This window comes from Algoriphagus antarcticus, from assembly GCF_002150685.1.
GTDB classification, from domain to species: Bacteria; Bacteroidota; Bacteroidia; order Cytophagales; family Cyclobacteriaceae; genus Algoriphagus; species Algoriphagus antarcticus.
Map to the genome: position 1 here is coordinate 26,485 of NZ_MSSW01000065.1, position 14,961 is coordinate 41,445.

Sequence of the window (14,961 nt, forward strand, 5' to 3'; positions counted from 1 at the left end):
TTTAAGTAATATGAAAATCTATTTTTCTCTCAAAATTGGACTCGCATTTGGACTAGTTTTATTTCTCCTGTTCACATCCTTTCAGACGGATGATTTTAGTGAAAATTCTGTTGTTGAGGTGGATCCCGAAATGACTGAAGACGCTGAAGAATCAGGTCCAACCCTGCGAGTCAATAACTTTCTTATATTTCCAACCACAGCCCTTTGGAAAGAGTTACGAAGATTGGGCGATTGAATTTTTGAAAAAAATCTATACCCTTGATTGTGAGCAAGTTTTTCAACCAAAGATGCTTACTCTAAGTGATAAAGTGATGGCACCTTTCTCGTTGAGCCTAGAAAATACTTCAGAAGAACATACCATTAACAAAGATCAATATGTTTTGCTTTCACCATCAGCTGTATTGAATGATTATCCCTGTCCGGCCGAGTTTGAATTTGAACCAGCAGAAGGACAAAGTTTGGAGGATTTTTTAAAGGAAACTGCAACCGAATATATAGATCCTTTTGAAAAAATTGAAGTGTATATTGACGGTATTGAGATCTATGAATTAATGAAGTATAGATTAAGTACGGATCTGTTTTACTTTACAGGAAATCCCGATTTGGCAGAATGTTTTGATCCATGTGTTACCGGAGCTTCAACCGGCTGTAATTGATGGGTTTTTCTTGATGCTGAAGAAATTGAAAGTAGGTAAGCATAAAATTCTCGTCAGAGGTGAAGCTCCTTCACTAGATTACTTTTTTGAATGGAACTTTGTTCTCAACGTGACAAAATGAGCCATTTTTGAAAAACCGGATTGTTATTCATTGAACTAATAAAACCTTGGATTTGGCATCCAAGGTTTTATTGTGTGATTGCTTATTCTCCTGAGTATAGTCAAATCATGTCCTATCCTAAAATTCATCCTCCCACCATGTAAAAACTGCTGACCAAAGAGTAGTTGGGGTTATGTTTTAGAAAATCAACTTAAGTGGATTAATGAATTTTATTCTTTCAATTCAATTTTGTCCCCACAAGGTTTTGAACACGCAAACTTTTGACTTTACCTTCTTCAATTTTAAAGTAGAAGTATTCTCCGTGATTCGTCGTAAAAAATATCGAATCATTTTCTGACAATATAAACTGTGGCTCATCTGAGAAGTCAGCATTGATTTCCAGCCCATTTTTCCACATTGAAATTGTCGCATCTCCAAGTTCAGGAAACCGATATGTCCCGGTATAAATCTTTCTCTCTTCCTCCGTCATCGGTTGCACCTTTCTTCGATTTGGGGAAACTCCCGGCAGGTCATATTCCGCAGCGATACTCAAAAGTATTTCCTGGATGATACTTCCATTGTCCGAATTGACCATAATGACTACCGCATAAGGCAGGTCTTTCCAGACGATGAGATTGGCTCGAAAACCTTCGTCTGCTCCATTATGTCCGAAGCTATATTCAGAAATTGCTGGACCTAAACCATGATCGTTCATTCCTGCTGTAAGCATTTCATTTGCGGTATTAGCTTTTAGCAGGCCATCCTTTTTACTCAGGTAGATTAGCTGGATTTCCTTTGCCCAAAGGATCAATTGAGAAGGAGTGGTCCAAAGTCCGGCAGCTGCCATTTCGGGGTAGATTGGCCATTTTCCTTCCACCTCAACACCATTGCCACGGTATCCTGTAGCAGCGATAGCATGGTATTTTTGAGGAAGTGGATTTTCAAAAGTGCTGGAAATCATACCCAGCGGTCCCAATACGTTTTTTTGCATGATCTCAGGAAAGGATGAGCCTTCCAGATCCGTGATCATCAATTGCATGATGGTGTAGCCGCCCCCAGAATACATCCAACTTTCACCGGGTTTTTTATATACACGTACGGAATCCGTATTTCCTTTTCCATCCAAAACCTCTGGTACACTTGGTATGGTATCTCCCTTATCATAACCCGGAAAACCCCAAACGGTCAAGCCAGCAGTATGATTGAGGATTCTTCGAGTAGTGACTTTCTCTTCTTTGGTGAATTCATTTTCAGGTACTTTCCAAGACTTGAGGTATTCATTGACATCGGTGTCCAGATTGATCACGCCAGATTCCACGAGCTGATGCGCACGCAAAGCTGCGACAGGCTTACTGATCGAACCTGCAAGAAGCATGGTTTCAATCGTCATAGGCCTGTTTTCGCTGCTATCCGCCATGCCATAGGCCCGAGCCCATTCGATTCCCCCATTTGCTAAAAAGGCAATACTTATTCCCGGTATTCCGAGCTCCCGCAATCGCTCCTCGATATTGAATAATGTCAGGCTGTCTCCTTCGATTTGGAGATTAGGCTGTAGGCCATTCTCAATTCTACTAATCCGTTCGGCTAATGCGACTTGATCTGATTCTTTTTCGGTAGAGCAGGAGAGGAGTAAAAGGCAAAAAGCTGAAATAATAAAGTAGCGCATGGTTTTGGGGTTTTGATAAAAATAGAAAATTTAGAGGGAAAAGGATCAAAATCAAATAGTTTATTAGTTTGATAAAAAGTAGGTAGGGTTGATCGACTTAGTGATGGTTGATTCTGTTAAATAGTTTGGCTTGGAGCTTTTGACTTTGGATCGAAAGATTCTGGAGTATGTGGGAGGGAAGTTGTAACAGTGGTTTGATTCATTCTGAAAGGGGCTCTGATTTTTGATGGAGATTTAAAAAATCCTCAATTTTATTTTCATGTTGATAATGTAAGATTTCGACTTTTATGCCAGTCGGCTAATTTATAGTATATCTAGATGCATGGATATAATTCATTCAAAAATAGATCCGAAGGATTGAAACCATCCATACTTGTCTGCCGAGGCGGAACCCTCGGTGCCGAAAGCTATACGGGACGGGGGTTAGGAACTAAAACAAGATAGAAGCCTGAAAGGGCGAAACTTTGAAGTTCCGCCCTTTCAGGGCTAGAGGGCAGACATTTATCATCTTTCCTGCACTGCGTACAGGGTTATGAATGGTTTGCCACCTTCGGCGCTATTTAAAACTGAGATTTCAGGATTTTAAAGAAAGATCACGTTTCGCCAAATTTTATATTACTTCCATTTCTATATTGGATCGATTACGGATATACAGATAGAATTTAATGAGTGTTCGCTTTGTAGCACGTTCCGGAAAAAAGCAAAATCTTGATTCTAAATCGGATCAAATTCCCCCTTTCTCAAAGGGATTAAATTTGCCACTAGTCTTATTTTCTTTGCTTATCGGCTGGAAGACCGATGACAGAAGACCGAAGTGGCGCCTTTGTTAGTCCCGATGGCTATCTGGATCACCAAATTCTCTGTTGATTTTGCCTTTTACTTGCAGAAAAGCGGGTATACAGATAGAATTTTTAGTTTTTATCTGTGCAAGAAAATTATAACATAATTGTTTCCATTGTACAAATCGGAACACTTGAATTTTACTTTTCTTTTTTCTTACGCTTTTCTAAATAGTGATGCCAGAGAAAGTAAGTAGCAAGAGAGCGTAGTGGTCTCCATCTTTCCGCGAAAGAAATCATTTCTTCTTTTGTTTTTGCAGACGTTAGTTCCTTTATAGTATTGACGAGCGCGATATCGCCGATGGGCAGAATGTCCTTTGCTTGCAAACATAACATCAGGTAAACATCCACTGTCCAATTGCCGATGCCTTTGATGTTTGTCAGTTCCTTTCTTATTTCTTCTTCGCTCTTTATAGACATTTTTTCAAGATCCAAGGAATTGTCAATTATAGCTGATGATAATGCCCGGAGATAGGTAGATTTCTGACGGCTGATCTGGCAACTGCGCATTTCATCATCGGAAAGCTTCAACATAGCCGATGGCGTAAAATCGGTTACATACGTGCTTAGTTTTAGAAAATGTGCATTGGCAGAAGCCAAACTAACTTGCTGTTCCAAAATTATTTTTGATAATGTCACAAACCCCCGTGGCCTCGTCCAATTGGCTGGAGATTGATGTTTGCGATAGATGTCAGCAATGATCTTATCTTTCTTGATAAGGATTTTGATGTCTCTTTCGTTGACGATGCTATCCATGATGCTATTATTTGGTTAAGGTAATCGATTAAATAAAAATCTGTATGTACGCTATTCTGCCAGTTCGCGAATTCTCTTTGGTCAATGGGTTGGAAGACCGGTGACCGAAGACCGGATTAAACCAGAATTCAATGTGTATTTGGAGTTTCGATCCTATAATTTTCTACTGGCAAGATTCCGTACAATCATAAATAAAAAAATGGCCTATCAAAAGACCAAGCCATTTCGAAATTGTTGGGTGGAGGGCCTTCAAATACTTTTGAGGAGCGGTTGGCGGGGTGGGAGCAAAAGGTGGGATGCAACGTCACCCTTATATAAATGTCAATTTTAAATTGAAAGGATATATAGTTGTAATTACATCCGAATACTGTACGGATTACACCTAGACCAACGCCTAGTCTACGCTCAGAGGGTGAAAAGGGGGAGATGATTTTTCGGGAATATAGCTGAATTGCAAATTCCCGAAAAATGATAAAGCGTAGTGTTAAACTACGCTTAGGGTAGGATTCTACTCCTATGAGGGGGGGAGGTATTTCTCACTGCGGGAGCATTTGCTGCGGTAATCGCCTTGCTGACGATCAGCTACCAATCCATTAAAACGGCTACTAGTAATCCTGTGAATTCTCTGAAGAGTGAGTGATGGGAGTATCAAGTATCAAGACGTAAGTATCAAGTAACTAGAACCAAGTATCTAGTAAACCTTTGAGGTTTGTAGAACCTCGAAGGTTTTTTAATCGACTTTTTCTTTTTTTTGAATTGAGTAATGGTGCCGTTAGGATGGAAGATCATTTTGTTTCCCCGGTTTTTGACGAAAAGGGTTTGAGACCCTGAATTCGGATGAACCAGCACTTGAAGAAATTTGCCCTGTGTATTTAGGATGGAATGAGTTCCGTTTGGATTTATAATGATTTTGGAGTTTCCAACACCAAAAATCTGGGAGTGAGTGCCGTTGGGATTTATCATAATTTTGTTGGTATCCGAACCTAGGATAACAGAGTGGGTTCCATTGGGATTAACCACCACTTTGGTGTCACCAAGATCATGAACCACCGAATGAGTTCCATCCGGATTGACAATCACCGTCTGAGCATACAGCCCAGAACTCAACATGACGAAAAAAAGTATTACGAAAGCTTTCATATGAATTTTTTACTCGACCGCTGAAAAAAGGTTCAGAAATTGTCGGAGAGGTTTTTCAAACCCGTTACAAATAGGTTGGAATATCTGGGGTTTGCATTGCAGATTCCTAAAAAATAATAAAGCGTAGTTTTAAACTACGCTTAGGCTAGCATTCTACTCCCAGAAGGGGTCCTGTACAAGCTGAAGCAACTCCGATTAATCCTCTAGAGTTGCGTCGCATTTCATTCATCGGCCGAATACGCAATTTGCTTATAATGATCTAGCATATCTTCCAGCTGCTGGTGTCTATTCTTCACCCGCAGCATTTGTTTGTCTTGTTTGCAGGTGATGAAGCCTGCAAAGTCGAATGATTTAATTTCTAATCAGAAAGCGAATTAGTGATTTATAGTATAACCATTAAAAAGGACATTAATTTTTTTAGGCAACATCACCTTAAGTAAATGAAAAATATCGCTATGTATTGCTGCTTAATTTTTATTTTTATTAGTGCACTTGTAAATCCTAATCTTCATCCAAAAAACTACTGTTATGAAATTTGATAAAGCACTTTCCACCATAATCAAGGCCATCGAAAAAAATCCCAGTAGATCGGCATTATTGAAGGATAGCATTGATGCTCTAAAACCTGTCCCCAGCCTTTTTTATATCAACATCAACGGAGTTGAAGTTACACAGGCAATCCAATACAGGCAATCCAGCAAGCATCTAACTGATCCTGCTGATCAGGGGCCGGACAACTCAATCAGACTGGTGGCGGATAAACCCGCGTATGTTAGAGTGTACGTTCAAAGTGGACTTGAAAGAGTTAATAATGTGAGAGGTGTTGTCACCATTCAAAAACGCCGATATGGTGTATGGGTAGATACAGTAGCACTCGAACAACAATGGCCTTTTTCAATAGCTGCCTTGCCAGATCCTAATTATGCTAATGAGAGAAGATCACTTGCTAATTCGCTTAACTTCATTATTCCATCTTCTCTTATGAAGGGTAAAATGCGACTTAAGGTACATGTAGAGGTACCAGGGGAAGCAAGATACTCTGACGATTCAGATGTTGATATTGACGCCTATCTAAAACAGACTTTTCATTTAAGAGGTATTCCTGTTCAATATTTCGGTCCTGATACTGCCGGTAATCAGGTAAGACTTACAGCACCCACAGTTGCTGATTTTCAACGAACGCTTGCCACTACCTTACTCATGTTTCCGGTTTCACAAACTCCTGAAATAAGTCTGGCAGGCACATTCACCTTTAGTGAACCACTAACCGGAGCTATAGCTAACGGAGCATGCCCAACAAGTTGGAATAATTTGTTGTTTTGGTTAGGTATCGCAAAAGCTGTCGATGGCAACAAAAGCAATACGGTTTATTATGGTTTGTTGCCTAATGGAATTCCTCTAGGTGGTGCGGCGGGCTGCGGCGGTGGTGGTGGTACTGCTGCAGGTTTTGTGGATGATGGAATAACGATGGCTCATGAGATCGGGCACTATTTTAATTTCCCTCATGCCCCAGGCTGTTTACCTCCAGATGATTTAACTTTTGACACCAACTATCCGGCATACGAACCTTATAATACAGCTGCAAACGGAATGGCGTCAATTGGTGAGTATGGAACAGATCCTACAACAGGTACCATTTATTCCCCTAATTCCTCTAGGGATATAATGTCTTATTGCGGTTCCCGATGGATATCACTCTATCATTACCAAGCGTTAATGGAGCATCCTATGCTCGATCCAAAAATTGTTCCCGGTGACAGGGAGGAGTTGCCTCCGTACGTTTACGAAAAGTTCCGGGATCCAAGGCGTATTCCCGATCCTACACCACCTTGGGAAGGGATTCGGCTTTTCGACCGAAAAGAAGCAGATCTGCAGCGATACCTAGTTATAACTGGTTTTATACGACAAGACCAAGTTGAAATTAAAAGCGTACTTAAGATTGAAACCCGCCAAAGTTTTTCGGGCCGCAAGCTTGAAGGATTTACAGTAGAATTGCTTAACGCTAACAACCAGGTAATACAACGAAGCCCCTTACTGAACCTCGTTGCTCACGCCTGTGGCTGTGGCTGCAGTGGCGAAGGTTCACACGAACCTTCGGGGGTAATACAGGCAATGCTTGGAGATTCAGATGAAGGCATAACTCTTTGCATACGCCGCAATAAAGAAGAGTTGTGGACACGACGTATCCCTGAGCAGAATATTACGATAGATGAGGTTACTTCATCGATAGAAGAAGAGGAATTGATCATAACCTGGTACACTTCCGCATCAGATCAATATCCTATTGAACGGGTAGTGAGATACTCCTCCAACAGCGGCCTCGATTGGCAAACGCTTGCAGTTAACTTACCGGAAGATAGAGCAGTAGTGCCTATTGCCTCTTTAAGATCTGGATACAATTTGATTGAGGTGATTGTTTCAGACGGATTTAACAGTTCATCCGGAAGAACCGAAATCGATATTCCTTTACGAGAGCCCACAGTAACGATTTTATGGCCTACAGAAGGAAGCACCGTAAGAACAGATTTGGTAGCGCGGTTTTGGGGTACTGCAAGAGGCAGCAATGGAGAAATTATCCCTGACAGCAACTTATGCTGGGAACTGGATGGCAGACCAATAGGCGAAGGATCGGAGTGTTGGAAGGATCTTCCCGAATGGGAGGGTGAACACCGGGTGACACTTAAAGTTTGCAATTGCAGACAACAAGCCGAAACATCAGTGATATTTATGGCAACATGTACTGGTCAACGCCCTTATATGATTAATAGGTAGATGGAAGGTTGAGCTAGATGAACCGCTTAAGATCTCCGGCAAATTGGTTTGCGTACCAGCATTTGCAATAATCTACATTCTCCAGGCAATAGTGGGTGCTTTTTGTAGTGATGACAGATTTCAGCCATCCAAACATTTTTTTTTAATTGTTGAATGAGTATCGGCAATCGTAGCCTTGAACTCTAGGACAGTAGTCAGATGAAATTACGCCTTTTCTATCAAAATGAATTTGCAATTCGATATTTGAGAACAAGTATGGATTTAGGCTACTTAACCAATTAATCCCGACAATTGTCGGGATGATAAGAATATTAGGGTATGACAAGGCGTAAAAATGTAATCCCAAGGTTTATTTTAGCCTTGGGCCGGATGGCAGGGCTGGCAAATTCGACCGGGTCCTAACAATGATTTGATTTCACTCTGTTAAGTTGATTTTCATAAATGGGGATTTCGGCACCAAGTGGAATTTAAGCCGCCAATCGGAGTCTTCAAATAATTTTTGAGGAGCGGTTAGTGGGGGTGGGAGGAAAGGTGGGGTTTTTGAAAAAAATCTGTTTGAATTGCAACTTCCTGAAAAATAATAAAGCGTAGTTTTAAACTAGGCTTAGGTTAGCATTCTACTCCCAGAGGGGGTGGAATTGCGAATTCCTGAAAAATAATAAAGCGTAATTTAAACTACGCTTAGGCTAGGATTCTACTCCCAGAGGGGAATTTATTAAGCAATGTCAAAAATCAGTAATTGCAATTTGGCTTCTTTAACATGAAAATGAAGGTGCTGAATAATCGTTCCAAGGCTTGCTTCACTTCAATCTTTGGTGATTTTGATTTGTTCGGGCATACGGAATTTTATTATAATTGAAGACATAATTGTCAGTCCACCAATGAGAAAAATGGCATATTCAATACCGAATATGTCGGCTGTTATACCTGAAATAATTGCCCCCAATGCATAACCTAAATCTCTCCAAAGCCTAAAAGTGCCAATACTTTCTGCTCTTTGTTTTGGACTTGTGGCCTGCGCAATAGTGGATAAAAATGTCGGATAAACTAATGCAGTCCCTAAACCTAATATTGCAGAAATGGAAGCCAAAACATAAAAGTCACTGCTGAATGGTATAAGCAAAATGGCTATTCCTTGTATTAGCATTCCCCAAAAAAGCATTTTCTTTTTAGAGTAATGATCTGACATTTTTCCTGTAAAAAGCTGCCCGATGCCCCATACGGTTGGATAAATGGCGGTGATGATGCCAATACTTTCATTGTTGTAATTCAACGATAGTAGAACTATTGGAAGCAATCCCCACATCATACCGTCATTCAGATTGTTTATAAGCCCAGCTTGTGTAACGGCACTTAGCGTCTTGTTTTTGAAAGTGGTTTCCAAAAACACATTATCTAAATGAGCCGTGGTGTCAGTCGTGCTCTCTATGTGAACAAAAGCTCTGGTGTCTTTCGCCCACAGCGCTGTTAAAATAAAACCAAAGACAGAAATGAATATTCCAATGTAAAACGGATAGGGTGTAATACCGTATTTGTTGGCAATATACCCTGTTAGAAATGCAACAAGCCCGACAGCAAAGTAACCTGCAAATTCATTCAAGCCCATTGCAAACCCACGGTTTTTCTCACCTACAAGGTCAATTTTCATTACTACAGTGCTACTCCAAGTTAAACCTTGGCTTACTCCTAAAAGGACATTTGCAAAAATTACCCAATTCCAACTTGATGCGTAAATGAGTATAAACGGAATAGGTATGGCTACTATCCAACCCAATAACAGTAAATTTCTTCGCCCGAATTTATTGGCAAGCCTGCCTGTGTAGTAGTTGGAAATTGCTTTTGAGAAACCGAATGCAGTTATGAAGGAAAGAATGGCTGTCTTTGAGGCAATTCCAAATTCCAACTCAGCAAACTGCGGGAAAATACTGCGCTCCATACCAATCATTCCGCCTACAAACGCGTTTATGATCACCAAAACGGTAAATTGTTTCCAATTTTCCCTAAGTCCAACTTTTAGGTTCTCTGTCAATTCACAAAGATCATTTTTTAGGCTTTCTTGCTTTGTGACAAAATACACAGATTTGTTTATTGGCTCTGTCCTTTGCTGAAATTGTAGGATTTAATTGCGGGTGAACTAGTGTTTTTAGGAATCTAAAAATCTTAGTGACTTGAATTATAAATTCGAAGGTATATCACGTGTTGATACTTTCTTCAACTTTTCGGGATTATGCCTAGTTTCGAATTTCAGTACAAAGTGGAATTTAAGCAGATTAGCGGAGTCGAGCGGTGGGGGTGGGAGATTAAATTCTCTAAAAATGATACGATATGATTCGAAATTCTGCGATCGCAATATGGTTCTAGCGGTCATTTATGTGGAAAGCTGGCGGGTAATCTATCAAGTCCAACTATAGATTTGACTACACCGAGAAGAGTAGTCTATTCCATCTGTTCCTTTATTTTAGTCATAATGCTGCTTACACTTTCTTTTCAAGCCTGGAAAAAGGCAAACCACTTTTTGCCCAAGTCTTTGAGTGATGCGCCCAAATGATACACTTCTGCGGTATCAACAATTAAAAAGCGGTCGTGGCTTTGAGCAAAGGGTTTGAGTGTAAAGTTGCCGTAATGCTCGTGGGCTTTTTGGATGTCTAAGCTCAGCTGTTTGCTAATGGTTTTGGTGAGCAGTAGCACGTTTACTGCTTTTTGTTTTTTCGATAAATGGGTCAAAGTACTTTCGTCAATGTAGTTATCTATCAATACGATGCTTTGCTTGTCAGAGCGGATAATTTTAGAAGTTAAGGCATAGGCATCAAACACTTGACCGTTAAAAAACACACCTTGCTTGGGAATGAGCTGAGTACTTATCTGCAAATCAATATCGTTTACCTTGTTTTTCAAGGTTTCTAAGTTGTCTTCTAATCTAGTCATTCGGTTGTTTATGGCATAACCTTTCAAAAGGTAGTCTTTCAAAACTCTGTTAGCCCAAATCCGAAATTGTGTGCCTTGTTTGGACTTTACTCTATAGCCTACTGAGATAACTACATCCAAATTGTAGTATTCGATCTTGCGCTTTATCGTTCGCTTCTTTTTGAACTGTCAAGGATTCCTTGACAGTTGCTTCTCTTTCCAACTCATTCTCCTGAAAACAATTATTGATGTGTAAACTAATGTTTTGTTTAGTTTGATCGAATAATGCTGCCATTTGTTGCTGTGACAGCCAAACAGTTTCATCCTCAATTCTCACCTCAATATGCTCGGCAAGTTCATCGGGTCGATATAAAATGATTTCATTTTTCATATCAATTCAAAAATTGGGTTTAGGATCTCAGTACTTTATTCATCTAATACTTGTATTTCGTGAAAAATTTCGGGGCAAAGTGGAATTTAAGTATAACCACCGTTTTCAAATACTTTTGGAGGATCGGTTGAAGGAGGCATAGGGTGGAATTGTAAATTCCTGAAAAATAATAAAGCCTAGTTTTTCCCGATGGCTATCGCGGACTATGCCTAGGCTAGAGCAGCAGTTCATCATATCACAGATTTCTCCAGGACATAATCATCCATTACATAGCCATTGCCAATATCTTGAACAATCGAGTCAATCGTAATAAACCCCATTTTTTCGTAGACCTGAATAGAACTGGAATTATACTTATTGACCGTCAATTCTATTTTCTTTAACTGAAGTTCTATTGCTTGGGCTTCTATAAAGGTGAGTGCCAAACGACCCATTCCCATTCCTCTCATAGAATCCAGGACATAGAGCTTACTTAAAAACAGGGATTCTTCCTTCCTGCTGAAAGCGAAATAACCCACGGGAACAGCTTGATGGAGTAATAGATAATACCTCATTCCTTTTTCTACCTGATCTTCACTGGCCAATACTGATTGAAATTTTTGGAGCATATAAGAAACCTGTTCTTCTCCGATTATGGGGCCAAAATGCTCGAACCAAATCCGATTTGCCAAGTCGGCAATTGTGGTATACTCAGCTGTAGTTCGCGCAGGCAGGATAGTTTTCATAGAGTTTCAAATTCACCATACTTGCAAATAATTAAGCAGGATCAAAGTAGATAAAATTGGAGTGAATCGAGTTGATAGCACAAAAATATAAAGCAGTGTAATTCCATCATTGAATCTATGATGAGGGAGCTTTTGAAAAAGATGGGTTTGAATTGGAAATTCCCGGGAAATAGTAAAGTGTAGTTTTAAACTACGCTTAGGCTAGCATTTTACTCCCAGATGAGATTCTTGGAGTTTATGAGTCGGTGGAGGAATTGAGTCACGGCTGTGCTTTTCAGCTTTTTTCCAATATTTTCATGAGTTCATGGTTCAGGTAAAGTTTTTCTTTACCAATCTTAATTGATCGTAAAAAACCACTCTCTTCTAAATCACGAAGGTAATTACCTACTGTTTTTGCTGAGCCTAAGCCTGCATCGATCAAAAATTGTCTTTTAGTGTAGGGTAGGTTGAATAGTATCTCTACTAACTCCTTCGAATAAACCTTTGGTAACTCCGCTTTGATTTTTTGAGAAATTGTATCCATCAGCGAAATGATTTCTTCTAATCTTTTCAGTCCATTTATGGCATTCACCTCTACCATGTCTAGCATATATAGCACATAATCCTCCCACGAATCATGCTCAGTTACATTCCGCAAACTCTGGTAATATTCCGCTTTGTTTTTGATGATATACTCACTCAAATAAATTACAGGGATATCCAATAGCTTACTCATCTTTAGATACAATAGAAGCAGTATTCTCCCCGTCCTGCCATTACCATCTGAGAATGGGTGAATAGCTTCGAATTGGTAATGCATTAAGGCCATTTTTATCAAGGGGTCCAATGACTCGTCTTCGTTGATAAACTTTTCTAGGTTGGCAAGTTTTTCCCGAATAATGTTTTCCCCTGATGGAGGAGTATAGATTACTTCGCCTGATGTATTCGAAAGGGTTGTTCCAGGCATTGCTCTAATCCCAGCTGTATTTTGTTTGATACATTGAACAATCTCAATACAAAGATTAGTTGTTATGAATGGCTTACTTTCAAGTTGGTTCAATCCCAACCAAAGGGCTTCTTTGTAGCTCAGAACTTCCTTAGTTGCGGAGTCGCCAAATTTCTTGTCTGCTACAATTGACTTATACAAGTCATCATTAGTCGTGATAATATTTTCAATTTCCGAACTGGCTTTTGCTTCCTGTAAATGGATGGTATCTAGAAAAAGTCTAGGATTAGGCAGATTTTTCAATGTGCCGTTCAACTGAGCTAATGCTCTACTTGCTGAGATCGTCTTTAAAAGCACTTTTTTAGTCTCCAATTCAAACTTCGGAGGCAATGGAGGCAACTGATTAAATGGTTTTTTCCGATCAAAACTAGACATAGAAAAAGGGTAGCATTTACACTCGATAAGATAACACGGGTAAATATATCGATAATTTACCCGTGTTTACAACACAAGGGTAATTGTTACGGGTGTATTTAGGTGTAGTTGCATCCGACCACTGTACGGATTACACCTAGCCATGGCAGATTACACCTAGGCTAGCATTCTACACCTGGTGGGGGACAAACGATATGACTACATCAAACTTGGGAATAAGGATGAATTATAAATTCTTAAAAATAGGAAAGCGTAGTTGCATCCGACCACTGTACGGATTGCGCTTAGAAAAACGCTCTACGCCTATCGGGGGCTGTGAATGAGTTCGACACCCTACGGGGTCGTTTAAATATTGGTATTCGTTTTACCACGGGTTTCACCCATGGCTATTCATGGTTTGATCCTTTCAGGATCATTTACTGTATTTCAACCTCGCATTTTTTATTGAACATCAAGACCACGAAGTGGTCAAACCATGAATAGCCCCCGGTAAAACCGGGGGTTAAATAATGAAGTAAAAAGCTACGACGACTGCGAAGCTGTCGAACTTTTGGTTAACTGATAAACAAATTCCTGAAAAATAGTAAAGCTTAGTTTAAACAACGCTTAGGCTAGCATTCTACACCTGGTGGGGGACAAACGATATGACTACATCAAACTTGGGAATAAGGATGAATCATAAATTCCCAAAAAATAATAATGCGTAGTTGCATCCGACCACTGTACGGATTACGCTTAGAAAAACGCTCTACGCCTATCGGGGGCTGTGAATGAGTTCGACGCCCTTCGGGGTCGTTTAGATGTTGCTATTGATTTTACCACGGGTTTCACCCATGGCTATTCATGGTTTGATCATTTCAGGATCATTTACTGTATTTCAACCTCACATTTTTTATTGAACATCAAGACCACGAAGTGGTCAAACCATGAATAGCCCCCGGTAAAACCGGGGGTTTAGAATGGCGACGAAAAATGTCAACCCTGACAGGGGTTGAACTAGTGGGAAATGGAATGCTTCCAAAATCTATAGAAATCCACCAAGTCATCAAGATGATTTGACTATATCTCTCCCATAAAATGAAAATAAATCTTATCCCCCGAATTGCTCACGACTGCTGTACGGGATTCCCAACAATATAAAAGGGTAGTTGCATCCGACCACTGTACGGATTACGCTTAGTCAAGTGCTCTACTCCAGAGGGGGATTGCAAATCCCTAGATCAAGGTTCGAGATTGCAAATCTCGAACAGCAAGGACAGCAAGGATCATAGGTAAATAGCGATGATATTTTTGTAGCCTAGGGTTTTAACCCTAGGTAACTAATCAAAAATGATTTCCAGGTTTTGGCCGGGTAGATTTCAATCGAGAAAATGACGGTTCGCCGAAACAAGGGAAGGTTTGTTTGTGGGATTAATCCCGATAATCATCGGGACCCAGGATAAAATTTCGAGATTACAAATCTCGAGCAGCAGGGTTACAAATCTCGAACAGCAGGTGTAATCGAAAATCAAACATTAAAACGTTAATCCTATTTATTTTTTATCGTGTACTTTTAGTATTCATCAAATCCAAAAAGATCAATGAACCTAGCTGCCATCGATATCGGTACCAATTCCATTCATATGATAATCGTCAAAGTCACCTCGAGACAG

Annotated in this window: 11 protein-coding genes and 1 pseudogene; 3 read left to right on the plus strand and 9 right to left on the minus strand. The window is 40.0% G+C overall.

Annotated features, from left to right (window positions below):
• The first annotated feature begins 10 nt into the window (after positions 1 to 10).
• Both BVH04_RS19975 and BVH04_RS19980 read left to right on the plus strand, forming a co-directional pair.
• Positions 11 to 235 (plus strand): hypothetical protein, encoded by a 225-nt coding sequence (locus BVH04_RS19975; protein ID WP_086543239.1) that lies wholly within the window; start codon positions 11 to 13, stop codon positions 233 to 235.
• Positions 236 to 239: 4 nt separating this feature from the next.
• The gene (locus BVH04_RS19980; RefSeq protein ID WP_086543240.1) at positions 240 to 656 is read left to right on the plus strand and encodes a hypothetical protein; all 417 of its coding nucleotides are present in this window, start codon (positions 240 to 242) and stop codon (positions 654 to 656) included.
• A 338-nt stretch (positions 657 to 994) separates the two neighbouring features.
• Here the strand turns inward: BVH04_RS19980 and BVH04_RS19985 are convergent, their stop codons facing one another.
• From BVH04_RS19985 to BVH04_RS19995, 3 genes are all read right to left on the minus strand, one after another.
• Positions 995 to 2,422 (minus strand): serine hydrolase, encoded by a 1,428-nt coding sequence (locus BVH04_RS19985; RefSeq protein ID WP_086543241.1) that lies wholly within the window; start codon positions 2,420 to 2,422, stop codon positions 995 to 997.
• Positions 2,423 to 3,402: 980 nt separating this feature from the next.
• Complete coding sequence (locus BVH04_RS19990) at positions 3,403 to 4,017, minus strand: DNA-3-methyladenine glycosylase family protein (RefSeq protein ID WP_086543242.1); 615 nt, start codon at positions 4,015 to 4,017, stop codon at positions 3,403 to 3,405.
• Between the two features lie 669 nt (positions 4,018 to 4,686).
• Complete coding sequence (locus BVH04_RS19995; protein WP_086543243.1) at positions 4,687 to 5,157, minus strand: hypothetical protein; 471 nt, start codon at positions 5,155 to 5,157, stop codon at positions 4,687 to 4,689.
• A gap of 528 nt (positions 5,158 to 5,685) precedes the next feature.
• On the opposite strand from BVH04_RS19995, the gene BVH04_RS20000 reads away from it, so the two are divergent.
• Positions 5,686 to 7,929 (plus strand): zinc metalloprotease, encoded by a 2,244-nt coding sequence (locus BVH04_RS20000; RefSeq protein WP_086543244.1) that lies wholly within the window; start codon positions 5,686 to 5,688, stop codon positions 7,927 to 7,929.
• An 805-nt stretch (positions 7,930 to 8,734) separates the two neighbouring features.
• Here the strand turns inward: BVH04_RS20000 and BVH04_RS20005 are convergent.
• The 6 genes and pseudogenes from BVH04_RS20005 to BVH04_RS20020 form a co-directional block, all read right to left on the minus strand.
• Positions 8,735 to 10,006 carry an MFS transporter gene (locus tag BVH04_RS20005; RefSeq protein ID WP_240510992.1) on the minus strand — a complete coding sequence of 424 codons (1,272 nt, stop codon included), beginning with the start codon at positions 10,004 to 10,006 and terminating at the stop codon, positions 8,735 to 8,737.
• Positions 10,007 to 10,416: 410 nt separating this feature from the next.
• Complete coding sequence (locus BVH04_RS26220) at positions 10,417 to 10,854, minus strand: hypothetical protein (protein WP_240510994.1); 438 nt, start codon at positions 10,852 to 10,854, stop codon at positions 10,417 to 10,419.
• Between the two features lie 6 nt (positions 10,855 to 10,860).
• Positions 10,861 to 10,974 (minus strand): annotated as a pseudogene (gene rhuM / locus BVH04_RS26225) (RhuM family protein); the annotation flags it as partial.
• Positions 10,946 to 11,224 (minus strand): hypothetical protein, encoded by a 279-nt coding sequence (locus BVH04_RS26230; protein ID WP_240510993.1) that lies wholly within the window; start codon positions 11,222 to 11,224, stop codon positions 10,946 to 10,948. The pseudogene rhuM and the gene BVH04_RS26230, both read right to left, overlap by 29 nt.
• A 230-nt stretch (positions 11,225 to 11,454) precedes the next feature.
• Positions 11,455 to 11,949, minus strand: a complete 495-nt coding sequence (locus BVH04_RS20015) for a GNAT family N-acetyltransferase (RefSeq protein ID WP_086543245.1) — start codon at positions 11,947 to 11,949, stop codon at positions 11,455 to 11,457.
• A gap of 274 nt (positions 11,950 to 12,223) precedes the next feature.
• Positions 12,224 to 13,309 (minus strand): Fic family protein, encoded by a 1,086-nt coding sequence (locus BVH04_RS20020; protein ID WP_086543246.1) that lies wholly within the window; start codon positions 13,307 to 13,309, stop codon positions 12,224 to 12,226.
• Positions 13,310 to 14,961: the final 1,652 nt, after the last annotated feature.

What these genes read in the sequence shown, in the direction of transcription:
- BVH04_RS20000 (WP_086543244.1), top strand. Translation starts at nt 5,686, where the DNA reads ATGAAATTTGATAAAGCACTTTCCACCATAATCAAGGCCATCGAAAAA.
- BVH04_RS19990 (WP_086543242.1), bottom strand. Translation starts at nt 4,017, where the DNA reads ATGGATAGCATCGTCAACGAAAGAGACATCAAAATCCTTATCAAGAAA.
- BVH04_RS20015 (WP_086543245.1), bottom strand. Translation starts at nt 11,949, where the DNA reads ATGAAAACTATCCTGCCTGCGCGAACTACAGCTGAGTATACCACAATT.
- BVH04_RS26220 (WP_240510994.1), bottom strand. Translation starts at nt 10,854, where the DNA reads ATGACTAGATTAGAAGACAACTTAGAAACCTTGAAAAACAAGGTAAAC.
- BVH04_RS26230 (WP_240510993.1), bottom strand. Translation starts at nt 11,224, where the DNA reads ATGAAAAATGAAATCATTTTATATCGACCCGATGAACTTGCCGAGCAT.
- BVH04_RS19995 (WP_086543243.1), bottom strand. Translation starts at nt 5,157, where the DNA reads ATGAAAGCTTTCGTAATACTTTTTTTCGTCATGTTGAGTTCTGGGCTG.
- BVH04_RS19985 (WP_086543241.1), bottom strand. Translation starts at nt 2,422, where the DNA reads ATGCGCTACTTTATTATTTCAGCTTTTTGCCTTTTACTCCTCTCCTGC.
- BVH04_RS19975 (WP_086543239.1), top strand. Translation starts at nt 11, where the DNA reads ATGAAAATCTATTTTTCTCTCAAAATTGGACTCGCATTTGGACTAGTT.
- BVH04_RS20020 (WP_086543246.1), bottom strand. Translation starts at nt 13,309, where the DNA reads ATGTCTAGTTTTGATCGGAAAAAACCATTTAATCAGTTGCCTCCATTG.